The 22,088-nt window shown below is 61.5% G+C and carries 16 protein-coding genes and 2 pseudogenes; 12 read left to right on the top strand and 6 right to left on the bottom strand.

Going from position 1 to position 22,088, the window contains the following annotated elements; genetic code table 11:
- The first annotated feature begins 34 nt into the window (after positions 1–34).
- Positions 35–361 carry a Rossmann-fold NAD(P)-binding domain-containing protein gene (locus GL279_RS15450; RefSeq protein ID WP_071166597.1) on the top strand — a complete coding sequence of 109 codons (327 nt, stop codon included), beginning with the start codon at positions 35–37 and terminating at the stop codon, positions 359–361.
- Positions 298–495: pseudogene (locus GL279_RS15445) on the top strand (ATP-binding protein); the annotation flags it as partial. The gene GL279_RS15450 and the pseudogene GL279_RS15445, both read left to right, overlap by 64 nt.
- Before the next feature lie 527 nt (positions 496–1,022).
- Here the strand turns inward: GL279_RS15445 and GL279_RS15440 are convergent.
- A complete protein-coding gene (locus GL279_RS15440; protein WP_170294000.1) occupies positions 1,023–1,655 on the bottom strand; it encodes a TetR/AcrR family transcriptional regulator in 633 nt (210 codons plus the stop codon).
- A gap of 261 nt (positions 1,656–1,916) precedes the next feature.
- On the opposite strand from GL279_RS15440, the gene GL279_RS15435 reads away from it, so the two are divergent.
- The 9 genes from GL279_RS15435 to phbB all read left to right on the top strand — a co-directional run bounded on the left by GL279_RS15435 (position 1,917) and on the right by phbB (position 14,203).
- Complete coding sequence (locus tag GL279_RS15435) at positions 1,917–2,984, top strand: HlyD family secretion protein (RefSeq protein WP_155065520.1); 1,068 nt, start codon at positions 1,917–1,919, stop codon at positions 2,982–2,984.
- Entirely contained in the window at positions 2,981–5,719 is a 2,739-nt protein-coding gene (rbbA, locus tag GL279_RS15430) for a ribosome-associated ATPase/putative transporter RbbA (RefSeq protein WP_036707940.1), read from the top strand. The genes GL279_RS15435 and rbbA overlap by 4 nt, the downstream gene beginning before the upstream one ends.
- A 7-nt stretch (positions 5,720–5,726) precedes the next feature.
- Positions 5,727–6,839, top strand: coding sequence for an ABC transporter permease (locus GL279_RS15425; protein ID WP_155065519.1), 1,113 nt, complete (start codon positions 5,727–5,729; stop codon positions 6,837–6,839).
- Between the two features lie 6 nt (positions 6,840–6,845).
- Entirely contained in the window at positions 6,846–7,922 is a 1,077-nt protein-coding gene (locus GL279_RS15420; RefSeq protein WP_071166594.1) for an alpha/beta hydrolase, read from the top strand.
- A 430-nt stretch (positions 7,923–8,352) separates the two neighbouring features.
- Positions 8,353–10,119 carry a PHA/PHB synthase family protein gene (locus GL279_RS15415; RefSeq protein WP_052171691.1) on the top strand — a complete coding sequence of 589 codons (1,767 nt, stop codon included), beginning with the start codon at positions 8,353–8,355 and terminating at the stop codon, positions 10,117–10,119.
- A 4-nt stretch (positions 10,120–10,123) separates the two neighbouring features.
- Positions 10,124–11,527, top strand: a complete 1,404-nt coding sequence (locus GL279_RS15410) for a bifunctional enoyl-CoA hydratase/phosphate acetyltransferase (protein WP_036700992.1) — start codon at positions 10,124–10,126, stop codon at positions 11,525–11,527.
- Positions 11,524–12,693, top strand: coding sequence for an acetate/propionate family kinase (locus GL279_RS15405; protein ID WP_036700973.1), 1,170 nt, complete (start codon positions 11,524–11,526; stop codon positions 12,691–12,693). The genes GL279_RS15410 and GL279_RS15405 overlap by 4 nt, the downstream gene beginning before the upstream one ends.
- Positions 12,690–13,454: an enoyl-ACP reductase FabI gene (gene fabI, locus GL279_RS15400; protein ID WP_036700972.1), complete on the top strand. Its 765-nt coding sequence runs from the start codon at positions 12,690–12,692 to the stop codon at positions 13,452–13,454. The genes GL279_RS15405 and fabI overlap by 4 nt, the downstream gene beginning before the upstream one ends.
- A gap of 23 nt (positions 13,455–13,477) precedes the next feature.
- A complete protein-coding gene (phbB, locus tag GL279_RS15395) occupies positions 13,478–14,203 on the top strand; it encodes an acetoacetyl-CoA reductase (RefSeq protein WP_036700970.1) in 726 nt (241 codons plus the stop codon).
- 255 nt (positions 14,204–14,458) lie between these two features.
- On the opposite strand, the pseudogene GL279_RS15390 reads toward phbB, so the two are convergent.
- A pseudogene (locus GL279_RS15390) lies at positions 14,459–14,716 on the bottom strand (hypothetical protein); the annotation flags it as partial.
- 116 nt (positions 14,717–14,832) lie between these two features.
- Between GL279_RS15390 and GL279_RS15385 the strand changes: the two are divergent.
- The gene (locus GL279_RS15385) at positions 14,833–15,393 is read left to right on the top strand and encodes a DUF3489 domain-containing protein (protein WP_036700986.1); all 561 of its coding nucleotides are present in this window, start codon (positions 14,833–14,835) and stop codon (positions 15,391–15,393) included.
- 13 nt (positions 15,394–15,406) lie between these two features.
- Here the strand turns inward: GL279_RS15385 and GL279_RS15380 are convergent, their stop codons facing one another.
- The 4 genes from GL279_RS15380 to drmB all read right to left on the bottom strand — a co-directional run bounded on the left by GL279_RS15380 (position 15,407) and on the right by drmB (position 22,087).
- Positions 15,407–16,489: an HNH endonuclease signature motif containing protein gene (locus GL279_RS15380; RefSeq protein ID WP_081972910.1), complete on the bottom strand. Its 1,083-nt coding sequence runs from the start codon at positions 16,487–16,489 to the stop codon at positions 15,407–15,409.
- Between the two features lie 219 nt (positions 16,490–16,708).
- Positions 16,709–17,971, bottom strand: a complete 1,263-nt coding sequence (locus GL279_RS15375) for a site-specific DNA-methyltransferase (protein ID WP_036700968.1) — start codon at positions 17,969–17,971, stop codon at positions 16,709–16,711.
- A gap of 499 nt (positions 17,972–18,470) precedes the next feature.
- Positions 18,471–20,210, bottom strand: coding sequence for a nuclease-related domain-containing DEAD/DEAH box helicase (locus GL279_RS15370; RefSeq protein WP_155065518.1), 1,740 nt, complete (start codon positions 20,208–20,210; stop codon positions 18,471–18,473).
- The gene (drmB, locus tag GL279_RS15365; protein WP_211371333.1) at positions 20,198–22,087 is read right to left on the bottom strand and encodes a DrmB family protein; all 1,890 of its coding nucleotides are present in this window, start codon (positions 22,085–22,087) and stop codon (positions 20,198–20,200) included. Before drmB ends, GL279_RS15370 begins: the two co-directional genes overlap by 13 nt.
- Position 22,088 lies beyond the last annotated feature (1 nt).

Raw genomic sequence — 22,088 nt, 5'->3', positions numbered from 1 at the left:
CGGAAATCCATAGTCAGAGGTGGCTCACTTCTCGATGGAAATGCCGGCTCAGTTCTGGGTGGAAATCAACAACGCGCTGGAGGGGTGGGCGGAGTCGCTGGCGGACGAGGTGGCGCCGTTCGGCATCACCACGACCATCGTCGAACCGGGCGCCTTCCGCACGAAGCCGCCGAAAGATCGCGCCCGGAGTGTCTTTCCTGAGAACGTCATCGACGACTATGCAGAAGCGACGAGGGAGAAGGCCGCGGCCGTCAAAGGCTTCAACGGGCATGAGCCGGGTCATCGTGATAAGCTGGCGTCGTCATCACCACCAACCTCAGCTTCGCCGAATGGGCCGCAGTCTTCGGTGATGCGAAAATGACCACCGCGCTGCTCGATCGCCTCACTCATCGCTGCCATATTCTGGAGACCGGAAACGACAGCTTCAGGTTCAGGGCCAGCACCGCAGCCGTCAAACCAAAGAAGGGAGCCGCAAGTGCATTGACCCAAACATGACCCACAGAACATAACTGAAAGGTGGGTCAGTTCTCGGTGACAAACCCGGGTCAGTTCTCAGCAACATTCAACACTCCCTTCCGCACTGTCCTGCCCGCGACGCATATCGACAGAATCCGCGCCGAGCGCGACAACGCATGGAAGTGGACCGTATGAACCCGCAGGTCAGCCCAGATCCGCGTGATCTGCTGCCTCCAGAGTCGCGATTCTGACCTGATGGGTCGACAAACCCCGACACGGCGGGTCTGCACTGCCCATCAGGCCAGTCATCGCGGACCCGCGCGCTGATGCATCCAATCTTTCTCAATCCGTGCATCCTGGGTTCAGCACCAGGACGGTAATCTCACCCATATACAGCTTACCGGACGGTTTCAGATGCTTTGCAAATTGCATGAGATGGAACGCGCAATTGCAGACCCTGGCGGCCAGAAGGGCAAGTAGCTGCATTGAACCTCGCACCCTACCCGTTCTACAGAATAGTTCCCAGGTATCGGTTAAAGTGCCCCCTAAAAATTATGATTCCAAAATCATACAATATCGGCTGACTTGTCGACAGGACCGCTTCTCCCGTCTGTGTCACACATTGCATTGGTCAGTGCAGTCTCGAGCATTCGTCGTTGATCTGCTTCGGGAATACCCGGAAAGTTTGCTGGTCCCATCACCGCACGATGGGTCACAAATCCGCTCAAAAGGCTAAGAGCAAAATGTGCTCGCCCCGGATTTTCAAAGCCGAAAGCCTTGCTCAGAGGGAGAGCAAGCGATGTGTCAATGAATTGCGCAATGATGTCACGCGCTTCGCTGCAGAGACTGGATTGAATCAGCAGATGTAGCGGGCGTACATCTTCCTGTATCCGCGGATCGCGAAGGAAAGCCAGATCACAGAGCCGGGAGATCATGGAGCGGCCATCTGTCGCCACCATGATGTCATCCAAGGGATCAAGCGCCGCCAACGCGTGGCGAAAGATCTCTGCCTTGGAGCCGAAGGATCGATGGACATAGGCCACATCGACCTCTGCGGCGGCCGCAATGTCGCGTAGACTGGTGTCGCAATAAGGCATCCGGGCAAAAAGCAGCATCGCTGCATTCGAAATGCGTTCTTTGCCACTTTGGCGGCCCGAATTGCGGCCGGTGCCGCTGGCTAATGTCGCTGTTCTGGGCATACGTTGTTCGTTTCGTTCGCTGTGCCTGACAAATGCAACTGGTGGTCGTTCCCTGATCGATGACATATTTCGTATCTAGCTCAGATCAGGGTGCTATGCTTAGCTGTTTTATCGACTGATAACAATCGGCAGCTTACTTATGTGTATTTAAAATATAGGATTTCTCCAGCGTCAGCGAGTGTTGACAACTGCAATCTGTAAAGTGAAAACCGCAGAAGAATATACGCAACGTATCTATCAGCACATCATCAGAGGCGGGTCATGGCAAAACCGAGCAGGAACACCATCATTCTGGGCGGCCTCGCCGTTGTAGCTGCACTTGGGTGGTTGACCTGGAACCGGCTGCAGCCTGCGGGTCTGCCGACAGGTTTTACCAGTGCCAATGGTCGGATCGAGGCAACGGAGGTCGATATCGCGGCACTGACCGGCGGGCGGATCGCTGCAATCAATGCAGCTGAGGGTGATCTGGTCAAGGCCGGCGATGTTCTGGTTCAGATGGACGTCGTTCAGCTGAACGCGCAGAAACGCCAGTCCGAGGCGCAGCTTGCCCGGGCCGAGATCGGTGTCGAGACCGCAAAGGCGCTGGTGGCTCAGGCAGAGGCGCAGGAACGCGCGGCGCTGGCAGCGGTTGATCAGGCGGCGTCGGTTGCCGAAGCCGCCGCACTGCGGCTGGCGCGCTCTGAGCAGCTGGTCAGATCCAACGCGATTTCGCAGCAGGTGCTCGATGATGATCGTGCCCGTGACGCCCAGGCCCGTGCAGGGGTGGCTTCGGCAGAAGCAAGCCATGCAGCGGCGCTGGCCGGGGTGAGCAGCGCCGAGGCTCAGGTCGTTGATGCAGGTGCCGCCGTAGATGCGGCAAAGGCTTCGATCGATGCGATCCAGGCCACGCTGGACGACGCCACGCTGAAAGCGCCGCGCACGGGCCGGATCCAGTATCGCATCGCACAAGAGGGCGAGATTGTCGGCTCTGGCGGGCGGATCCTCAGCCTTGTCGATCTGGGCGATGTCTATATGACGGTTTTTCTGCCGACATCGCAGGTCGGCCGGGTGCAGGTCGGATCAGAGGTGCGCCTTGTCATGGATGCGGCGCGGGAATTCGTGATCCCGGCCACGGTTTCCTATGTTGCCGATGTGGCGCAGTTCACGCCAAAGACGGTCGAGACCGCCGATGAGCGCGAAAAGCTGATGTTCCGCGTCCGTGCCCGCATCGACCCCGAGCTGCTGTCGCGGCATATCGAGGATGTCAAAACCGGCCTGCCGGGCATGGCCTATCTGCGGCTTGATCCGGATGCCGCCTGGCCTGACTTTCTTTCCAATGTCGTGAAATGACCGGCTCAGTTGCCGGGGTCTCCGGCCTGACGCTGCGCTATGGCAAGGTCACGGCGCTTGACAATGTGACGCTGGAGATCCCTGAGGGGCGCATGGTCGGGCTGATCGGGCCAGACGGGGTCGGAAAGTCCAGCCTTCTGTCGCTGCTGGCCGGGGCACGTGTGATCCAGCAGGGCAAGGTCGAGGTTCTGGGCGGCGATATGCGCGATGTGGCGCATCGCAACCGCGTCTGCCCCCGCACCGCCTATATGCCGCAGGGTCTGGGCAAGAACCTCTACCCGACGCTTTCGGTCGAAGAGAACCTTGATTTCTTCGGCTCGCTTTTCGGTCATGACAAGGCCGAACGCGAGCGGCGGATCACAGATCTGCTGGCTGCGACCGGCATGACGCCGTTCCGGTCGCGCCCGGCGTCAAAGCTGTCGGGCGGCATGAAGCAAAAGCTGGGTCTGTGCTGCGCGCTGATCCATGATCCCGATTTCCTGATTCTTGACGAGCCGACCACCGGCGTCGATCCGCTGTCGCGCCGCCAGTTCTGGGATCTGATCGACCGCATCCGCGCGACACGGCCGGGGATGAGCGTGATCACCGCCACCGCCTATATGGAAGAGGCCGCGCGCTTCGACTGGCTGGTTGCGATGAATGCGGGCCGGGTGCTGGCCACCGGCACCACCAACGATCTGCTGTCGCGGACCGGGGCCGACACGCTTGATGCAGCCTTCATCGCGCTTTTGCCCGAAGAAGACCGGGGCGAAGACAGTGCCGTGGTGATCCCGCCGCGGACCACCGATGACAGCGATATCGCCATCGAGGCCGAGGGGCTGACGCAGCGCTTTGGCGATTTCGTGGCGGTCGACAATGTTTCCTTCCGCATCCCCAGGGGTGAGATTTTCGGCTTTCTGGGTTCGAACGGCTGCGGCAAGACGACGACGATGAAGATGCTCACCGGGCTTCTGGAGCCGAGTGAGGGCCGGGCAAAGCTTTTCGGCCATGAGGTCGATGCAAGCGATCTGTCGGTGCGCCGCCGGGTCGGGTTCATGTCGCAGGCCTTCTCGCTCTATTCCGAGCTGACGGTGCGTCAGAACCTTGATCTGCACGCGCGGCTTTTCGATATGGCGGCCGAGAAGATCCCCGCCAGGGTTGACGAGATGATCGCCCGGTTCGATCTGGGCGACGTGACCGACAGCCTGCCCGAGGCGTTGCCGCTGGGTATCCGCCAGCGGCTTTCGCTGGCGGTGGCGATGATCCATGCGCCCGAGATCCTGATCCTTGACGAGCCGACCTCGGGGGTGGACCCGGTGGCGCGCAACGGCTTCTGGCGTATTCTGGCGGAACTTTCGCGCAAGGATGGCGTGACGATCTTTGTCTCGACCCATTTCATGAACGAGGCGGAATGGTGCGACCGCATCAGCCTGATGCATGCGGGCAAGGTGCTGGTCTCGGACACCGCCGAGGGGATCACGAAAGCCAAAGGTTGCGCCACGCTGGAAGACGCGTTCATCGCCTATCTTGAAGAGGCGATTGGCGAGACGGCACCCGCCCCCGCCGCTGCGCCCGAGGCCGCGCCCGAGGCCCCCGCAGCCGGGGTGACCCATCACGCGCAGCAATCCGGCTTCAGCCTGCGGCGACTGCTTAGCTATTCGCAGCTGGAAAGCCTGCAATTGCAGCGCGATCCGATCCGGCTGACCATGGCGTTGGTCGGCAGCCTTCTTCTGATGATCGTGGTGGGGCTGGGCATCAACATGGATGTCGAGGATCTGACCTTCGCCGCCCTTGACCGCGACCAGACCACCACCAGCCGCAATTATATCGCCGATATTGCGGGATCGCGCTATTTCATCGAACAGCCGGCCCTGACAAGTTACGACGAGATCGACGCAAGAATGCGCTCGGGCGAGCTGGCGCTGGCGATCGAGATCCCGCCCGGCTTTGCCGCCGATATCGCGGCAGGCAGGGATGTGCAGGTCGGGGCCTGGTTCGACGGCGCCAACCCCAGCCGCGCCAATACGGTGCAGGGCTATGTGCAGGGCATGCATGCCGACTGGATCACACGTCAGGCGCGTCAGCTTTACGGTGACAAGGCGAGCGGCGGCAGTTTCGAACTGGTGACCCGATACCGCTACAACCCCGACGTGCGCAGCCTGAATGCGATGGTCCCGGCGATCATCCCGCTGCTTTTGCTGATGATCCCGGCGATCCTGACCACGCTTTCGGTCGCGCGTGAACGCGAACTGGGCTCGATCATCAATTTCTACGTCACGCCGGTGACGCGGCTGGAATTTCTGCTTGGCAAACAGCTGCCCTATATCGCGCTGGCCATGCTGAATTTCTTCCTGATGATGGCCATGGCGGTCACATTCTTCGCAGTGCCCTTCAACGGCAGTTTTCTGGGCTTTACCCTTTCGGCGCTGATCTATGTCACCGCGACCACGGCGCTTGGTTTTCTGGTGTCGGTCTTCATCGCAAGTCAGGTCGCGGCGCTGTTCGCGACCGCCATGCTGACGATGATCCCGGCGGTCAGCTATTCGGGTTTGATCTACCCGGTCTCTTCGCTGTCGGGTTTTGGCCGGGTTCTGGGCGAGATCTACCCCTCGACCTGGTTTATCACCGCCGCGCGGGGGGCTTTCTCCAAGGCCTTCGGAATGGCGGAACTGGCCGGGCCGATGCTGGCCATGGGCATCGCCATTCCGGTGATTATCGGGCTGGCGGCGGCCTTCCTGGAAAAACAGGCGAAGTGAGGGGCGGATGAACCTGCGCAACACCTTCAATCTGGGCGTCAAGGAATTGCGCGGGCTCTGGCGCGATCCGGTGATGCTGGTGCTGATCGTCTATTCCTTTTCGCTCTCGATCTGGACCTCTGCGAACGTCTCGCCCGAGGCGCTGACGAATGCCGCGATCTCGATCGTGGATGAGGATCAGTCGCATCTCTCCGCCCGCATCACCTCGGCCTTTTATCCGCCCTATTTTGTCGAGCCGCAGATGACCACGACGGCCGAGATGGATCGGCGGATGGATCAGGGGCTGGATACTTTTGCGCTGAACATCCCACCGGATTTCGCGCGCGATGTGCTGGCCGGAAAAAACCCGGCGATCCAGCTGAATATCGACGCGACAAGGATGAGCCAGGCCTTCACCGGCGGCGGCTATATCCAGCAGATCGTGTCCTCCGAGGTTTCGGAATATGTGGCGGGCTACCGGGCCGAGACCGCGCTGCCGGTCGATCTGGCGCTCCGCGCGCGGTATAATCCCTCGCTGGATCCGAAGTGGTTCGGCGCGATTTCCGCCGTGATCCGGTCGATCACCATGCTGTCGCTGGTGCTGACCGGCGCGGCGCTGATCCGCGAAAAGGAACATGGCACGGTCGAGCACCTGCTGGTCATGCCCGTCACCCCGACCGAGATCATGTTTTCCAAGATCTGGTCGATGGGGCTGGTGGTGCTGCTGGGGTCGATCTTTTCGCTAAGTGTTGTGGTGCAGGCGCTGATGGCGGTTCCGGTGCAGGGCTCGGTCGTGCTGTTTCTTGCGGGCGCGGTGCTGATGGTTTTCGCCATGACGGGGCTTGGAATTTTCCTTGCCACCATCGCCGGGTCGATGCCGCAATTCGCGCTTTTGCTGATGATGGCGCTTTTGCCGCTGCAGGTGCTGTCAGGCGCGATGACGCCGCGGGAATCCATGCCAGAGATCATCCAGACCATCATGCTTGCAGCCCCCAACACGCATTTCATCATCCTCTCGCAGGGCATCTTGTTCCGAGGTGCGGGGCTTGACGTGGTCTGGCCCCAGTTCGCGGCGCTGGCGGCGATCGGGGTGGCGCTGTTCTGGGTGGCACTGATACGATTCCGCAAATTCCTGGGGTAATACAAGATGCTCAGTCGCCTGCTGCTTACTCTGACTCTCGTGTTGGCTGCCTGCAACACACGCCCGGGGCCCGAGGTTCTGGCTCCCGATGACGGGGCCCTGCCTGCAGGTGCCCGCATCGTGCAGGTGCTGACAGTGACAACTCGTGCACCCGATGCGCAATCGCCCGGTGCCTATGGTGCAACCCGCGCCACCAGCCCGAACTGGCTGGAATATGAGGTCTCGGTGCCGCCAGGCCATAAGCCGGGGCGGATCGAATGGCCCGATGGGGCCAGCGATGCCACGAAGAATTTCACCGTGCGCAAGCAGACCGAGCTCAGCCGCGAGGGTTTTGCCGGGCGACTGCCGCGCTCGGGCGTGGGGCTCTATATCCACGGATTCAACACGCGCTATCAGGAGGCGCTCTATCGGGCCGTGCAGCTTTCGGTTGATGCCCATCTGGAGGGTGCGCCGGTGCTCTTCACCTGGCCCTCGGCAGGTAATGCGGGAGCCTATCTTGCCGACCGCGATGCTTCAGACTTCTCTCGTGCAGCCCTCGCCGATCTGCTCGGGCTCCTGACGAAGAACCGTCGTAGTAGCGAACCTGTACCAGTGCTCGCCCATAGCATGGGTGCGCGGCTGACGATGGAGACGCTGGTGCAGCTGCGCCTCGCCGGGCGAGGCGCCGTTCTTGACCGGATCGAGCTGGTTCTGGCCGCACCAGACATCGATATCGACCTCTTCCGTGCCCAGATGGCGACCTTGGGCCGGATGAAGCATCCGATCACGGTACTCGTCTCATCAGATGACCCGGCACTGAAACTCTCGTCGCGGCTGGCAGCTCGACGGATGCGGCTAGGACTTGCCGACGTGCATGATCCGGCTATCCAGCGTCTCGCGGTAGAGACCGGGATCCGAATTGTGGATATCACCGATATCACAACCAACGATTCTGCCCATAGCCGCTATGTCGGCCTTCTCTCCGGTGAGGCCGGGGCGATGGACAACAATACCCTATTCGGCGGGATGCGTCAGGCAGGGGCCTTCGTTTTCAACCAGGTTGGCGGTGTATTTACTGGGATTGGCGGTGCATTGACGGAATGACATGTCAGACAGACTTGAGCATCAGAAGTCAGGCCATGGCCACATAGCCTCACTCCGTGCTGTTTCGCAAGTAATCGTTCATAATGGCCGACGCCGCGAGCCGGGAATTGGCGATGGCGAGAAAGTGAAAAAAGCCTTGTCTGTTCATCGACGGTCTCGGGGAAGAGGCTAAAACTCTCCTATCATATCCGGGGGGGTGAGGTGCGCGTTTTTTCTCACAGCGTCAGGCATCTGCCGGAGCAGGTTCAGCGGATCCCTTGTCGGACCTGCGGCGGTTATTTCAGTGGCTTGACAGCTCATTTTTCTTTGCCTCCTGGATAAGGACTTGCACACAATGAACGCGCGAAAAACAAACCTCACATTTATTGATCTCGATCAACGCACGTTGATCATCATGTGTTAGCCTCACACAACAAAGTGGAGACGCGGCATGGCACTTCCGCCGAAATCAGACCTACCGGGTGCTTCCCCGGCCCAGGCCGGTGAAAACCTTGGGATTGAGGCCTTTCACGCGGTTGATCGCATCCGCGAGGCGCTTTCAGCCCAACTGAGCGGCGGCATCTCGCCGGGCTCGTTGATGCTGGCCTGGTCGGACTGGATCTTTCATCTGGCCCAGGCACCTGGCAAACGGATGGAACTCGGCGTCAAGGCGGGGCGCAAATGGCAGCGTCTGTTGGCGCATCTCATGTCTTCCGCGATGGACCCAGAGGCCGTCCCGGTCATCACGCCTTTGCCCGGGGACCGCCGTTTCGCAGATGAAGCCTGGGCAAAACCGCCATTCAGCTGGATGTCGCAGGCATTTCTGCTGCAACAGCAATGGCTGCATAACGTCACCCATGAGGTACCCGGCGTCACGAAACACCACGAGGATGTGGTGTCCTTTGCCGCGAAGCAGATGCTCGACGTGTTTTCCCCCTCGAACAACCCATTCACCAATCCCGAAGTATTGGCACGGACCTGGTCCACGGGCGGCATGAACCTGGTGAAGGGCTGGCAGAACTGGCTGCAGGACGCGACCCGCCAGATCAGTCAGGAACCGCCCGAAGGGGTCGAAGCTTTTACGCCGGGCCGCGATGTGGCGGTGACGCCGGGCAAGGTGATCTTCCGCAATCATCTGATCGAGCTGATCCAATACGCGCCCGTGACCGAAACCGTGCATCCTGAGCCGGTACTGATCATCCCGGCCTGGATCATGAAATATTACATCCTCGACCTGAGCCCCGAGAATTCCCTGATCCGCTGGCTGGTGGCCCAGGGCCATACGGTTTTTGCGATCTCTTGGCGCAATCCCGGCGCGGAAGACCGTGATCTGACGTTGGAAGATTACCGGCTACAAGGGACGATGGCAGCGCTGGATGAAATCAGCCGCCTGGTGCCCGACCAGAAGATCCATGCCACCGGCTACTGCCTGGGCGGCACGCTCTTGTCGATTGCGGCAGCCGCGATGGCCGGCGAGGGCGATGACCGCCTCGCCTCGCTGACGCTGCTCGCCGCTCAGGTGGATTTCACCGAGCCTGGGGAACTTGCGCTGTTCATCGATCCGAGCCAGCTACATTTCCTTGAAAGCATGATGTGGAACCGGGGTTATCTTTCCGCCGATCAGATGGCCGGGGCGTTTCAACTGTTGCGGTCGAATGACCTCATCTGGTCGCGGATGGTGCATGATTACCTGATGGGCGAGCGGACGGCGATGAATGATCTCATGGCCTGGAACGCCGACAGCACCCGCATGCCTTACCGCATGCATGCCGAGTATCTGCGTAAGCTTTATCTCGAGAACGAGCTTTCCTCAGGCCGTTTCGCTGCGGGGGGCAAGACGGTGCTGCTGCAGAATATCCGCGTACCGGCTTTTGCGGTCGGAACCGAACGCGATCACGTCGCACCGTGGAAATCGGTCTATAAGATCCACCAGTTTACTGATTGCGATGTGACCTTCGCGCTGACATCGGGCGGACATAATGCCGGCATCGTCTCGCCACCCGGCCATCCGCGCCGCCGTTACCGGCTGGCCACCCGAACCCATGGGGATGCACTTTTGCCGCCGGAAACCTGGGCTGACGCCAACTCCACAACGGAGGGCTCCTGGTGGACACCGTGGCAGGCCTGGCTGGCCGCGCATTCCTCTGCACCCGCCGCGCCGCCCGCCATGGGAAAGGCGCTGGAAGATGCACCCGGCACTTACGTCTTTCAAAGGTGATATGATGAACGCCCCTGCCCAGAGCCTCACCAACCACCTGTTTCATCAGATGAAAATCGGCGACCACGCCAGTCTCAGCCGTCATGTCGGCCCCGAGGATATCGAGCTGTTCGCCGCCGTTTCCGGCGATGCGAACCCAGCCCATCTGGATGCCAACTTCGCCGCGCATGGGCCTTTTGGCCATGTGGTGATCCATGGCATGTGGACAGCGGCACTGATCTCGGCGGTGCTGGGCACCCGCCTGCCCGGGCCGGGAACTATCTATCTAGACCAGCAGGTTCGCTTTCAAAAGCCGGTCTCTCCCGGCGACACCGTGACTGCCGAGGTTGAAGTGATCGAGTTGATCGAAGGCAAGAACCGTGTCCGCCTTGCGACCACCGCCCGCAATCAACTGGGCGAGGTGGTGCTTTCGGGCGAGGCGCTGGTGCTGGCACCGCTTGAGCAACTGACCTGGGTACCAGGAAACCTCCCCGAGGCGGTGATCTTGCCGAAAGGGCGCTGGCAGGGCTTTGTCGAAGAGGCCCGCGCGCTGCCGCCGGTCAGGGCGGCGGTGGTGCATCCCTGTTCGAAATCCGCGATCCTGGGGGCGGTTGAGGTCCGCGACGAGGGTTTGCTTGATCCGATCCTGATTGGCCCCGCCGCAAAGATCCGTGCAGCGGCGGCCGAGGCCGGAGTCTCGCTCGATGGCTTCCAGATCGAGGAGACCGAACACAGCCATGCGGCGGCGGCGCGGGCGGTGGAACTCGCGGCCTGCGGTGAGGTTCAGGTGCTGGTGAAAGGCAGCCTGCATTCGGATGAGCTCCTGGCAGCGGTGGTATCGAAAACCGGGGGTTTACGCACCGGGCGCCGCATCAGCCATGTCTATGCGATGGATGTGCCCGCCTATGGCAAGCCGGTGATCGTGACCGATGCCGCGATCAACATCGCGCCGACCCTGGAGCACAAGCGCGACATCTGCCAGAATGCGGTCGATCTGATGCGGCTACTCGGGCGCAAGCAGCCGAAGGTCGCGGTGCTGGCGGCGGTCGAGACGGTGAACCCGATGATGCCCGCAACGCTGGATGCCGCCGCGCTGACGGTGATGGCGGCGCGTGGCCAGATCACCGGCGCACTGGTCGATGGGCCGCTGGCCTTTGACAATGCGATCAGCCCCGAGGCGGCAGCGACCAAGGGCATCATCTCGCAAGTGGCGGGAGAGGCCGATATCCTGCTGGTGCCGGATCTTGAGGCCGGGAATATGCTCGCCAAGCAGCTGATCTATTTCGCAGGTGCCACGGCGGCGGGACTGGTGCTGGGCGCGCGGGTGCCGATCGTGCTGACCAGTCGCGCCGATCCCTTGTCGGCCCGCATCGCCTCGGCCGCGCTGGCAAAGCTGGTTGCGATCCGCAAGGCGGAGGTGAAGGCGTGACGCGCGATCTGATCCTGACCTTCAATGCCGGCTCTTCGACCATCAAGCTCGGCTTTTATGCACTGGAGATTGCCGGGCCCCGCCCGCTTGCCTCGGGCGTGATCGACTTCCGTGATGAGCCTTTTGCGATCCGCCTGAAACGGGAGGATGAGGCCCTGTCTGGCACGATCACCGCTGATCCCGGCGATCTGACGGCGGTTCTGAACCAGGCTTTTGCCTGGCTGGCCGGGCAGTTTGATCTGTCGCGACTCGCGGTGATCGGCCACCGCGTGGTGCATGGCGGCGATGTATTCACAGGCCCGGCGCGGATCACCGATCAGGTGATTGCGCAGATCGACACTCTGGCGCGGCTCGCGCCACTGCATCAACCGCAAAGCCTTGCGCTGATCCGGGCAATGCGGGCGCTCTACCCGGACGTGCCGCAGACCGCCTCTTTCGACACCGCATTTCATGCGAGCAACCCGCCCCTGATGCGCCGTTTTGCTATCCCGCGCGCACTTTATGATCAGGGGATCAAGCGCTACGGTTTTCACGGGCTGTCCTACCGCTACATCGCCGGTCAACTGGGCGATCTGGTCCCCGATGCAAAGGTGGTCGCAGCGCATTTGGGCAGCGGCGCGAGCCTCTGCGCCATTCATGGCGGCATCAGTATCGACAGCTCAATGGGGTTTTCAACGCTGGATGGCATCCCTATGGCGACGCGGTCCGGTGCGCTGGATCCGGGCGTGATCCTGCACCTGATGGGCGAAATGGGCCAAAGCCTGAAACAGGTCGAGACCATGCTCTACCGTGAAAGCGGCCTTCTCGGCGTGTCGGGGTTCGAGGCTGACAGCCGCGAGCTGATGGCCAGCCCGCGCCCGGAGGCGGCGGAGGCGATCGACCTCTTTTGCCTGCGTATCGCGGGCGAGGTCGCACGGCTGGCGACCAGCATGGGCGGGATCGACGCGCTGATCTTCACCGCAGGGATCGGCGAGCACCAGCACGGCATCCGCGCCCGTGTCGCCGCGCGGCTGGCCTGGCTTGGGACAGAGCTTGACCCGAAGGCCAATGAAGCGGGGCGGCGCTGCATAAGCACCGCCAGCAGCCGGGTGAAACTCCTCATCATTCCGACCGATGAGGAAATCATCATCGCACGCGAGGCCATCAGCGAAGGAACGGCGATATGATTGATCTGAACGGCAAACGCGGTCTCGTAGTCGGTGTGGCGAATGAGGCCAGCATCGCCGCCGGTTGCGCCAGAGCCTTTCGTGCTGCAGGGGCGGAGCTGGCGCTGACCTGTCTCAATGAAAAGGCCCGGCCCTGGGTCGCGCCCGTGGCGCAGGAGGTGGGTGCGCCGCTGCTGCTTTCCTGTGATGTGCGCGAACCGGGTCAGCTGGAAGCCGTGTTTGACCGCATCACCACTGAATGGGGGCGGCTTGATTTCCTGCTTCATGCCATCGCCTTTGCCCCACGTGAAGATCTGCATACCAGCGTTGTCAACGCCTCGGCCGAAGGTTTCGCGACCGCAATGGATGTCTCCTGCCATTCCTTCCTGCGTATGGCGCGGCTGGCACGGCCTTTGATGCAGGCGGGTGGTTCGTTGATCACCGTCAGCTTTTACGGCGCAGATCGGGTGGTGGAGAATTACAACCTCATGGGTCCGGTGAAGGCCGCACTGGAGGCTTCGGTCCGCTATGCAGCGGCCGATCTCGCGGGCGAAGGGATCCGGGCCTTTTCGCTGTCGACCGGTCCGGTCAAGACCCGCGCCGCCTCGGGGATCGAGCGGTTCGATGTGCTGATGGATGAGGTTCGCGCACGCACGCCTTCCGGCAAACTGGTGAGTATCGAAGAGATCGGCGCGCTGGCGGCGTTTCTGGCCACCGAGGCCGCGAGTCCGATGAGCGGATCGGTGATCTATGCCGATAACGGATTTCACACCACGGCCTGAGGGTCGCAGACAGGATGAAGAAGATGAGCAGAGTTGCATTGGTCACGGGTGGAACGCGCGGTATTGGAGCCGCGATCTCGATTGCGCTGAAAGCGGCTGGCTACAGGGTCATTGCCAATTACGCTGGAAACGACGCGGCAGCCGAGGCCTTTACCATCGCGAGTGGCATCCCCGCAGTCAAATGGTCGGTGGCAGACTACAACGCCTGCGCCGAAGGCGTAAAACGTGTGGAAGCCCAATATGGCCCAGTTGAGATATTGGTGAATAACGCAGGCATCACCCGTGACGCTATGTTCCATAAGATGACGCCCGAACAGTGGCGCGAGGTGATCGACACCAATCTTTCGGGCGTATTCAACATGACCCATCCGCTCTGGCCGGGTATGCGAGAACGCAAATTCGGCCGTATCATCACCATTTCCTCCATCAATGGTCAAAAAGGTCAGGCCGGCCAGGTCAACTATTCCGCAGCCAAGGCCGGTGATCTGGGCTTGACCAAAGCTCTCGCGCAGGAAGGCGCTCGGGCGGGCATTACGGTCAATGCGATCTGCCCCGGCTATATTGGCACCGAGATGGTCCGCGCCATGGACGAAAAGGTGCTGACAGACCGCATTCTGCCGCAAATCCCGGTGGGTCGTCTTGGGGAGCCTGAAGAGATTGCCCGCTGTGTCACTTTCCTTGCCTCGGATGAGGCGGGCTTCATCACTGGCTCGACCATCACTGCCAATGGTGGCCAGTTTTTTGTTTGAGTGACCCTGCCACAACCTTTTCAGGCTATGTGATTGCCGGACGGCCTTGACCCACGGAAAGATACGAGCCAAAGCGTAATCAACTTGTGTTGATTACGCTTTGGCTGCTGGATTTCGTGGAAACCTTCTCAATACACCCTTTCCTTTCGTTCAATCTCGCGGCTGTCTTGCTGATCGCGGGCAAGATCCTCACGCTGAATCTTGCTGACCTGCCTCGGGATTTTTCCTCCATCTGCGATTAGAGTCCGGCCCATGCGCCGCATAGACCGTCAGCGCGGTGCGCGCCTTGATATAGGACGTGGTCTCGCCCGGACCGCTGGCGAGGGTGTCACCGCCAAGAGACCGGCGCTGCTGGTCCGGGTCGGTCATCTCCGCCCGTCGCAGATCCGAGGCCGAGGCATTGATCGAACCGTCGTCGTAAACGACCAGCCGGCCGTTCTTGCGCGCCTTCTGCACCCCGCCGCGGGAGAGGCCGGAATGGGCCGCGTACTCGCGTTCGCTCATGCCCTTCATGGCGCGGATGTTCCGATCAAGGCGATGATATCGCTTGGTATTGAGTTGATTGGAGGGCGCGACAGAGCGAGTCTGATCGCAAGGAAACGATGCAACTCGGCCCCGGAGGGACCCCCATGATCACCCCGTCTGACACCCAATCCCTGATCCTTTCCCGCGCCGCCACGCGGCCAGGTAACCTCGCCGTGCCGTTGCCCGAGGGGCTGGCCGGCGCCGCCGCGAAGATGGTCGTCAGAAAGATGATCGTCCGTGGTTGGCTCGAGGAAGTGGAAGCAAATCTGACTCGCCGTGAACCTCTGTGGCGCGAGACTGGGGATGGTCACGGCACGACGCTGATTGCCACCGAGGCAGGGCTGGACGCCATCGGCATCGAGCCGCTGGTGGCCAGCGCCGTCGCTAGCGCGCGGAAGGCGAAGCCGAGTCCGCAGGCGGAGCGGACGCCCGACGGCACCGCCACCCTGAAACCCGTCGCCATCCGCGCGGGCACCAAGCAGGCGCGGATCATCGCGATGCTGCAGCGTCCCGAGGGGGCGACGGTGGCTGAGATGGTCGAGGCCACTTCGTGGCAGGCTCATACTGTCCGGGGCTCGATCTCTGGCGCTTTGAAGAAGAAGTTGGGCCTGCCCGTCGCTGCCGAGAAGGTCGAGGGCAGGGGGACGGTTTACCGGCTCCCCTGAAGTAGCAGGTCGTTCAGCAGTAGTCGTCCATGCAGTCGTCGTAACTCTCACCCGTCAGTTCACAGAAGGCTTTGAGGGCCCCCTGAAGTGTAAAATACTGGTGCTCGCTGCGGTGGTAGAAGAATTCGCCGCGGACACCGACATGCGCGACCGCCCAGTCCTTGATCGCATTGTCGCTTGGATCGTGTGTAATGACCACGAGACTGTCCTCGGTCATGCCATGTTGGACGACCAAGCTCTGGTAGAGATGGTTTCGCGCGAAAACACGACCGAACTTCAGGTTTTCCGCGTAGCGTTGGAGCGCGTCTTCGGTCACAGCTTCCGGGCAGAGCGGGAACTCCGTCGGCACCTTCCATTTGACCTGCACGACGGACGGCGTCAGTGATTCATATTCCGCCGGTGGCGGTTCATAGCTCGCCCGATCTCTTGTCCCATACAGCCACTCGCCCAGCGCGCCGCCGCTTGGGACAGCGCCACTCTTCGCCCATTCCTGCAAATGTGCTTTTGCGGCTGCTGCCTCGTCCTTCGACAAGGTGCGCATCCAGGATATGTCGGGAAACGCCTTGTCGGTCTGAACCTGGCTTGGGTCGGCGAAGAAGGCTTCAATCGAGCCGTAGACCAGTTCAATGCGCCGTGCCGAGATTTCGTTGAGTAGAACGTTCTCCAGGCGGGTGACCCACCGCAGGTTTTCCGGTCGGTTGTTCGCCCTGTTTGTGTCGATGTGATCAACGACATGTCGATCAGTGGGTGGCTCGCCGTGAAATGCCACGCAGACAATCCGATGGACGGGCACGCCACTCAGATACATGTAGCCGGTCGACAACCCCTGCCGCCCAAACGTCCATTGGTCATCAAGTGGTCTGGTCTTCTGCCGTTTCTGGGGCAGGCGATGCGCGGAACCATTGTCACGGACACGATAACGCTCGCCCCGGTATTCGACCTCCATCTCGCGCTCAAAGATGTCGATAAGCTGGTCAGCCTTACCGTTGCGGGACGAAGAAGGTGAAGGGCTACGCATCAACTGCTCCGGGGAAATTCGACCATTCAAGTACCGAAGGCGGTAGGCCGAGTTCCCATTCTCCTTCTCGGCAAACATTCGCAAGTTCGAGCCAACTGGTCAATCGCGGCTGGCAGTCCGCCCCGTCGCCATCTCCCACCGCCGCACCGCAACATCGCAATAGGCCGGGTCCAGTTCCACCGCGCAGCAGCGCCGCCCGGTGCGTTCCGCGGCGATCATGGGTCTTTGCATTGCGGGCGTAGGGGCGCGGTCGCGCCAGCGGCCAATGTTCGATCCGGCCGGGCAGGAGGGGCGCGTTCATGCCGCGTGCCGCTTGGCCCTGATGGAGGCGAAGGTCTCACCGGTTTCCGCCAGCAGCGCCTCCTGGCCGGTGAAGGACTGCCAGCGCTCAACGGCCACATCGACATAGGCCGGGTTCAACTCGACGCCGAAGCAGACCCGGCCGGTGGTCTCGGCCGCGATCAGCGTGGTGCCCGATCCCATGAAGGGCTCGTAGACCGCCTGTCCGGGACTGGAATTGTTCAGGATCGGGCGGCGCATGCATTCGACCGGCTTTTGGGTGCCGTGGACCGTGTCGGCATCCTGATCCCGGTTGGCGATCTGCCACAGCGTGGTCTGCTTGCGGTCCCCAGCCCAGTGGCCCTTGCCCTTGGCGCGCACCGCATACCAGCAGGGTTCATGCTGCCAGTGGTAATCGCCGCGGCTCAGCACCAGCCGGTCCTTGGCCCAGATGATCTGCGACCGGATAGCGAAACCCGCAGCCACCAGGCTCTCGGCCACGGTCGAGGCATGCAGCGCGCCATGCCAGACATAGGCGACGTCGCCGGGGAACAGCGCCCATGCCTCGCGCCAGTCGGCCCGGTCATCGTTCAGCACCTTGCCAGTGCGCTTTGTCCTGGCCGCGCCCGCCTGGTTGCGCCAGGACGGATCGTATTGCACTCCATAGGGCGGGTCGGTCACCATCAGGAGCGGGCGGATATCGCCCAGCAGCTGCCCGACAACATCGGCCGCGGTGCTGTCGCCGCAGATCAGCCGATGCGCACCCAGCTGCCACAGATCGCCCGGAACCGACACCGGCGCGACCGGCAGGTCCGGAACATCGTCCTCGCCCTCGACAGGGCCCTCGACGCCCAGCGCCTCGGGATCTCGCAGCAGCGCGTCGAGATCATCGTCGCTGAAGCCAAGCAGCGTCGCGTCGAAATCATCTGCCAGAAGCACCGCGATCTCGTCGCGCAGTATGGCCTCGTTCCACTCGCCCAGTTCCGTCAGCTTGTTGTCGGCGATCCGGTATGCCCGGCGTTCGGCCTCGTCGAGATGGCTGAGCCGGATCACCGGCACCTCGGTCAGCCCCAGCATGGTGGCTGCCAGCACCCGGCCATGGCCCGCGATCAGTTCGCCGTCGTCGGCGACCATGCAGGGCATGGTCCACCCGAACCTGGCCATGCTGGCGGCGATCTTCGCCACCTGGTCCTGCCCGTGCATCTTGGCATTGCGGGCATAGGGGCGCAGCCGGGCAATCGGCCAAGTTTCGATCTGGCTCGGCGCGAAGACGAGGTCCATGGGGCGGGGCTCGGGATGTGGGGGCTGAAAACGAAAGCGCCCGCGAGGGGGTTCCTCCGGGCGCTATTCTTCGATGATCAAGGGGTAGGTCAACGGGGGCAGGTCTGTCAATCGGAAAAATGACGCGGATTCAACAGCGTCCCCGCAGGTGGCTTCCGGTGGAGGCTTCCGGCCACCTGGCTTCCCCGAAGTGGATTCCCTGGATTCCGCAAAAGAATCCAGCACGTCCAGATCGTGATTCCGCAAGCCTTTGATAATGAGTCGGTTTTCCGAAGATCGCCCGGCGGGTGGCTTCCAAGTGGATTCCCCGGTGAAAATGCCTCACGCTAGCGAACCGCCGCGCTGCGCCCCCCCGCATACGATTGGGACCGGGGAGGAACCAGAGGAAGGGGTAATCGGACAGCGTTTCGGTCTGGAATTGCGGGTCAGGCGCAGTGCGCCACCTTGGAGCGTTCTTTATGTGAACTGCTATGATCCGACATTTCTTAGTCGGCAAAGCTCAGCTTCTTCTGGTCTCCAATCGCCTCCCGAACGCTTCCCCTTGTCGATCATATGCCCGGCGTGCTGTAGTAGGCATAAGAACGTGCAGCAGCCCGCGCGCACGTGAAAGTCCTGCGTAGTGGAGCATTGCCCATCGACCTTCCCCAATTTCTGCCATGTCGATGGCGATGACTACCTGACGTTCAAGACCCTTGAACGCGTGCATTGTTGTGAGCAGCAGGGAGCCACCACGCAGCGCCGCCACGTTCGACGGATCGGCGAGGCGGCGGCCTGCCAGTTCTTGTTGTCCGGCGAGGAGCGAGTTCTCGTGGCGTCGGGTCGACAGGATAGCAATGTCGCGGGCGGGGACGTCGCGGGCGATGAGTTCGCGGACAATGGCTTCAAGCTGTGCGATGCCGTCCTCTTTATTCGTATGATAGTGAACATGGCATTGCGGTCCGTCAGGTGCCCCGGCAACAGCCAGATCAATGCCCGAGACGATCGATGCCTGCACAGCCACCTGCCTTGTGTTCCGGCAATTCTCGAACAGATCGTCGAACGCGGGCGCTCCTGCGGCTAGCCTAAGGTCCACCATCTCCTGGGTCTCGACGCCATAGATGTTCTGAAGGGGATCGAGGAACAGGTGCCATTGACCGCGACTGAGCCCACCGCGAACCAGAAGGTCCATGACGTCGAGGTGTTCGGGGGTGAGCAGGTCCTGAGCTTCGTCTACGATCAGAACGTCCCATTGTTCTGTAGCTCGTTCACAGAGTGCGTCCGCCGCCAGCTCGGGGAAGCGCTTCGGAAAGAACTCCAGGTGGTCGGAGTCCTCTGCCTCGAGCTGCGGGAGCAGACCGGCGTTCACGATAAGCTCGCGGTAGAGAGCGTGGACATGGCGGACCTCCGGCTTCGAACTACCCGGTTCAGCCGCGAGGCCGTCGCGCACGTGAGCGGCCAGAAGCTGATTGAAGCAAAGCATCAGCACGCGCTTTCCGTCCTTGGCCAACTGGCGCGCACGTTCTAGCGCGATGACCGACTTGCCCGTTCCGGCTGAGCCTCGCACGACCGTCCGCGGATTGGCAGCAAGGCGGCGCGAGGCCCGGATCTGTTCGTTAGAGAGGTGGATCAGCCGGGCGTCTACTCCGGTCAGATACCCGCCTAGGCTCAGCGCAGTTTCGAGGTCTGGCCTCAGCACCTGTCTCGCAAGAAGAATTTCGTCCAATCTTAGGCCGCGGTAGGTTTTGCCCCGCTTCTCTAGGTAGACGGTATTCCAGTAGCGCTGGATGGCGGAGACGAAGTGGCCTAGCGTGTCGCGGAATTGCCTCTTGTCGAGCAGCACTTCCGGCACAATCTCCGCGCCCGGCGTCGTAAAGGTTGTGTATGGCATTACCACACCGAACCCGAAGAGCACGTCCTTGAACGATCCCGAAGCCGCGTTCAGGCGATCTCTGACCGCATTCATGGCGCCCGACGCTTGAGACCACGGGCTCTCCCGTTTTGAGTAGCTCTTGAAGTCGCCCGAGAAAGTCCAGACGCCGTCGGCGCAGGTGACCTTTCCACCTTTCACCTCGAGTGCAAAGACGCCAAAGGTCGACAGAACTATCATGTCTGCCTCGCCCCAGATCTTTTTCTCGTGGCCTGGCAGTCCCAGCGAGTGGAGCACTACCCAGTCGTCCGGCAGCTCACGCCCGAGTCGTTCGTAGACTAGGCGCTCACTGTTCGGGCATTTCTCTGGTACATCAGGTATCAGGATTGCCATTCGGCCTCCGCAGCTAGATCTCCGAAGAAGCCCGCGAACGTCTCCTCCGCATCGCCCACTAGCATTGCTCGGTCGAGTTCCCGGTTAAATCGTTCGCAGGCCGTTTCCGGAAGAAGGAGGCAGCAGTGGCAGGCAGCGCCGCCGATCCGATCGCCGGATTGCCTAGGATCCGTCTCAAGACAAACTGGATCACTGCCGCACCATCCTGCGTTAGCGAGGGTTCGTAGGACGATCGGTTCAAGAAGCTCGGGGTCGGCTAGGCGGACGAGTCCTCCGAGACTGCCTTCCGAGTCTGGCGAGCCCGTGTAGATGAGAACGCCGTTCATTGTTCTGCCGGCGTCGGATACGTAGAGACGTTCGCGAAGCGCGGAGGCGGAGTAGCCGCACTCAACCGAAATCTGCCGGATGAAAGCGTGAGAGAAAGCATGCACCAGCAATAGGCGCGGCGTTATAACGTGGTCGCGCTCATAACCTCGCTCTTCGGCAATTTGTTTGCTCCGAGCTTCCAAGATGGCGACGCGGGCGGCGAGGCTAGGGTTGTCTTTGATCCATGCATCGACGGTTTCTGTCCTGAATCGCAGGAATATGCCTTCTCCTCTTATCTCGGCGCCCGGGAGCCATGTCCTTTCGGACTTTGAGAGTGGAGAAACCTTGCCATCCGCGATCGCCTGTCGGACGCGCTCGGGGCTTACCGGGTGGGGTTCAATCCGGGAGAAGCCTGCAAGGGCACGCACTTCGCGGAGCCTCGACGTCGCGCCTATTAGGTCGAACCAGTGACAGAGTGCTGTCGGTGGGTCGAGTGCCTCATTCTGAAACTGCGGCACTACCCCACCCACGATGGGGTCGTCGCGGTCTTGCGATAGCGCATCATATTCCTGCTCTCGGGCTAACCTTTCCGTCAAAGGAGGGCCCTGTCCGTCCAGCGAGCGCAGCCGGTTGTAGGCTGCCAAGAGTTGGTCTACGGGGACTCCGTAGGTCTGAGATACGCCTGTCAGGACAGAGGGCAGCGCCGCCTCTGGCACGCCATCAAGATACATGCGGGATTGCTCAACGATCTGCGCTAGCGCCTCTGATGCGGGCGGGATAGAAAGAGCCGAGCCAACCACACCGAAGTGCACGTTGGAAGCGCCACGCTGAAGTGTGCGCACCTGCTCTTGGCAGTCCGCCTGACGATCATATAGCCAAGGCCTGAAGCCATCGCACGACCAGTCCTTCAACGCGTCAGCACCAAAGGCCGTACCCAGCGATTGTTGGGTTCTTCGCTGAGGTGTGCTGCATGACTCGCATGCCACAAAGAGGTCCGCAAGTGATGCTGACTCACCATGCGAACCGAGCCGCAACAGCGGACGCTGACAGATTCCTTCTTCACGACCGCGATGTGCCCACCATTCCCAAGGGAAGTCGCTAAGGTGCCCCCTGCGGCATGCAACGACGAAGCGAATAGGGTTGGTGTAGACGATCCCGCCATGAGCTGTGCAACGAAGCCGGGCCCCGTCGTCGGCCAGCTCGAAGGGGGCGCTTTCGCGCCCGATGAGATGGCACTTTGGACATTCATGCCATTCGGGGAATCTGACGGCAGGCGCCGCGCTGCGTGCGCGGATCTGCGTGGTCCCAGCTAATTGCTCTTTGACGGGACCGAGGCGAAAATGGCTAACGCCGAGCATCGATTGCAGCCGCTCTTCACCAATCCTTAGCGACGGCAGTGAGTTGATCCGTTCCCAGTCCTCAAGGCCCATCGGCATAAACGATCCCTTCTCGAGGTCGATGATCGCCCCTATGCCGAAGGTAGAGACCAGCTGGGATCGGCGAACAGTCCCGATGGCCTCGATTGCATCAGTGGGTTCGGACCCGGAGGGTTTTCTGGGTCTTCTTGACACG

The organism is Paracoccus limosus (assembly GCF_009711185.1).
Taxonomy (GTDB): domain Bacteria; phylum Pseudomonadota; class Alphaproteobacteria; order Rhodobacterales; family Rhodobacteraceae; genus Paracoccus; species Paracoccus limosus.
The sequence above is the reverse complement of the archived record's forward strand: the minus strand, read 5'-3'. Positions and strand labels throughout refer to the sequence as shown.

Coding starts and splice junctions, on each gene's coding strand:
- phbB (WP_036700970.1), top strand. CDS start 13,478: ATGAGCAGAGTTGCATTGGTCACGGGTGGAACGCGCGGTATTGGAGCC.
- fabI (WP_036700972.1), top strand. CDS start 12,690: ATGATTGATCTGAACGGCAAACGCGGTCTCGTAGTCGGTGTGGCGAAT.
- GL279_RS15385 (WP_036700986.1), top strand. CDS start 14,833: ATGATCACCCCGTCTGACACCCAATCCCTGATCCTTTCCCGCGCCGCC.
- GL279_RS15420 (WP_071166594.1), top strand. CDS start 6,846: ATGCTCAGTCGCCTGCTGCTTACTCTGACTCTCGTGTTGGCTGCCTGC.
- GL279_RS15415 (WP_052171691.1), top strand. CDS start 8,353: ATGGCACTTCCGCCGAAATCAGACCTACCGGGTGCTTCCCCGGCCCAG.
- GL279_RS15370 (WP_155065518.1), bottom strand. CDS start 20,210: ATGGCAATCCTGATACCTGATGTACCAGAGAAATGCCCGAACAGTGAG.
- GL279_RS15375 (WP_036700968.1), bottom strand. CDS start 17,971: ATGGACCTCGTCTTCGCGCCGAGCCAGATCGAAACTTGGCCGATTGCC.
- GL279_RS15425 (WP_155065519.1), top strand. CDS start 5,727: ATGAACCTGCGCAACACCTTCAATCTGGGCGTCAAGGAATTGCGCGGG.
- GL279_RS15380 (WP_081972910.1), bottom strand. CDS start 16,489: ATGTTTGCCGAGAAGGAGAATGGGAACTCGGCCTACCGCCTTCGGTAC.
- GL279_RS15410 (WP_036700992.1), top strand. CDS start 10,124: ATGAACGCCCCTGCCCAGAGCCTCACCAACCACCTGTTTCATCAGATG.
- GL279_RS15450 (WP_071166597.1), top strand. CDS start 35: ATGGAAATGCCGGCTCAGTTCTGGGTGGAAATCAACAACGCGCTGGAG.
- GL279_RS15440 (WP_170294000.1), bottom strand. CDS start 1,655: ATGCCCAGAACAGCGACATTAGCCAGCGGCACCGGCCGCAATTCGGGC.
- GL279_RS15435 (WP_155065520.1), top strand. CDS start 1,917: ATGGCAAAACCGAGCAGGAACACCATCATTCTGGGCGGCCTCGCCGTT.
- rbbA (WP_036707940.1), top strand. CDS start 2,981: ATGACCGGCTCAGTTGCCGGGGTCTCCGGCCTGACGCTGCGCTATGGC.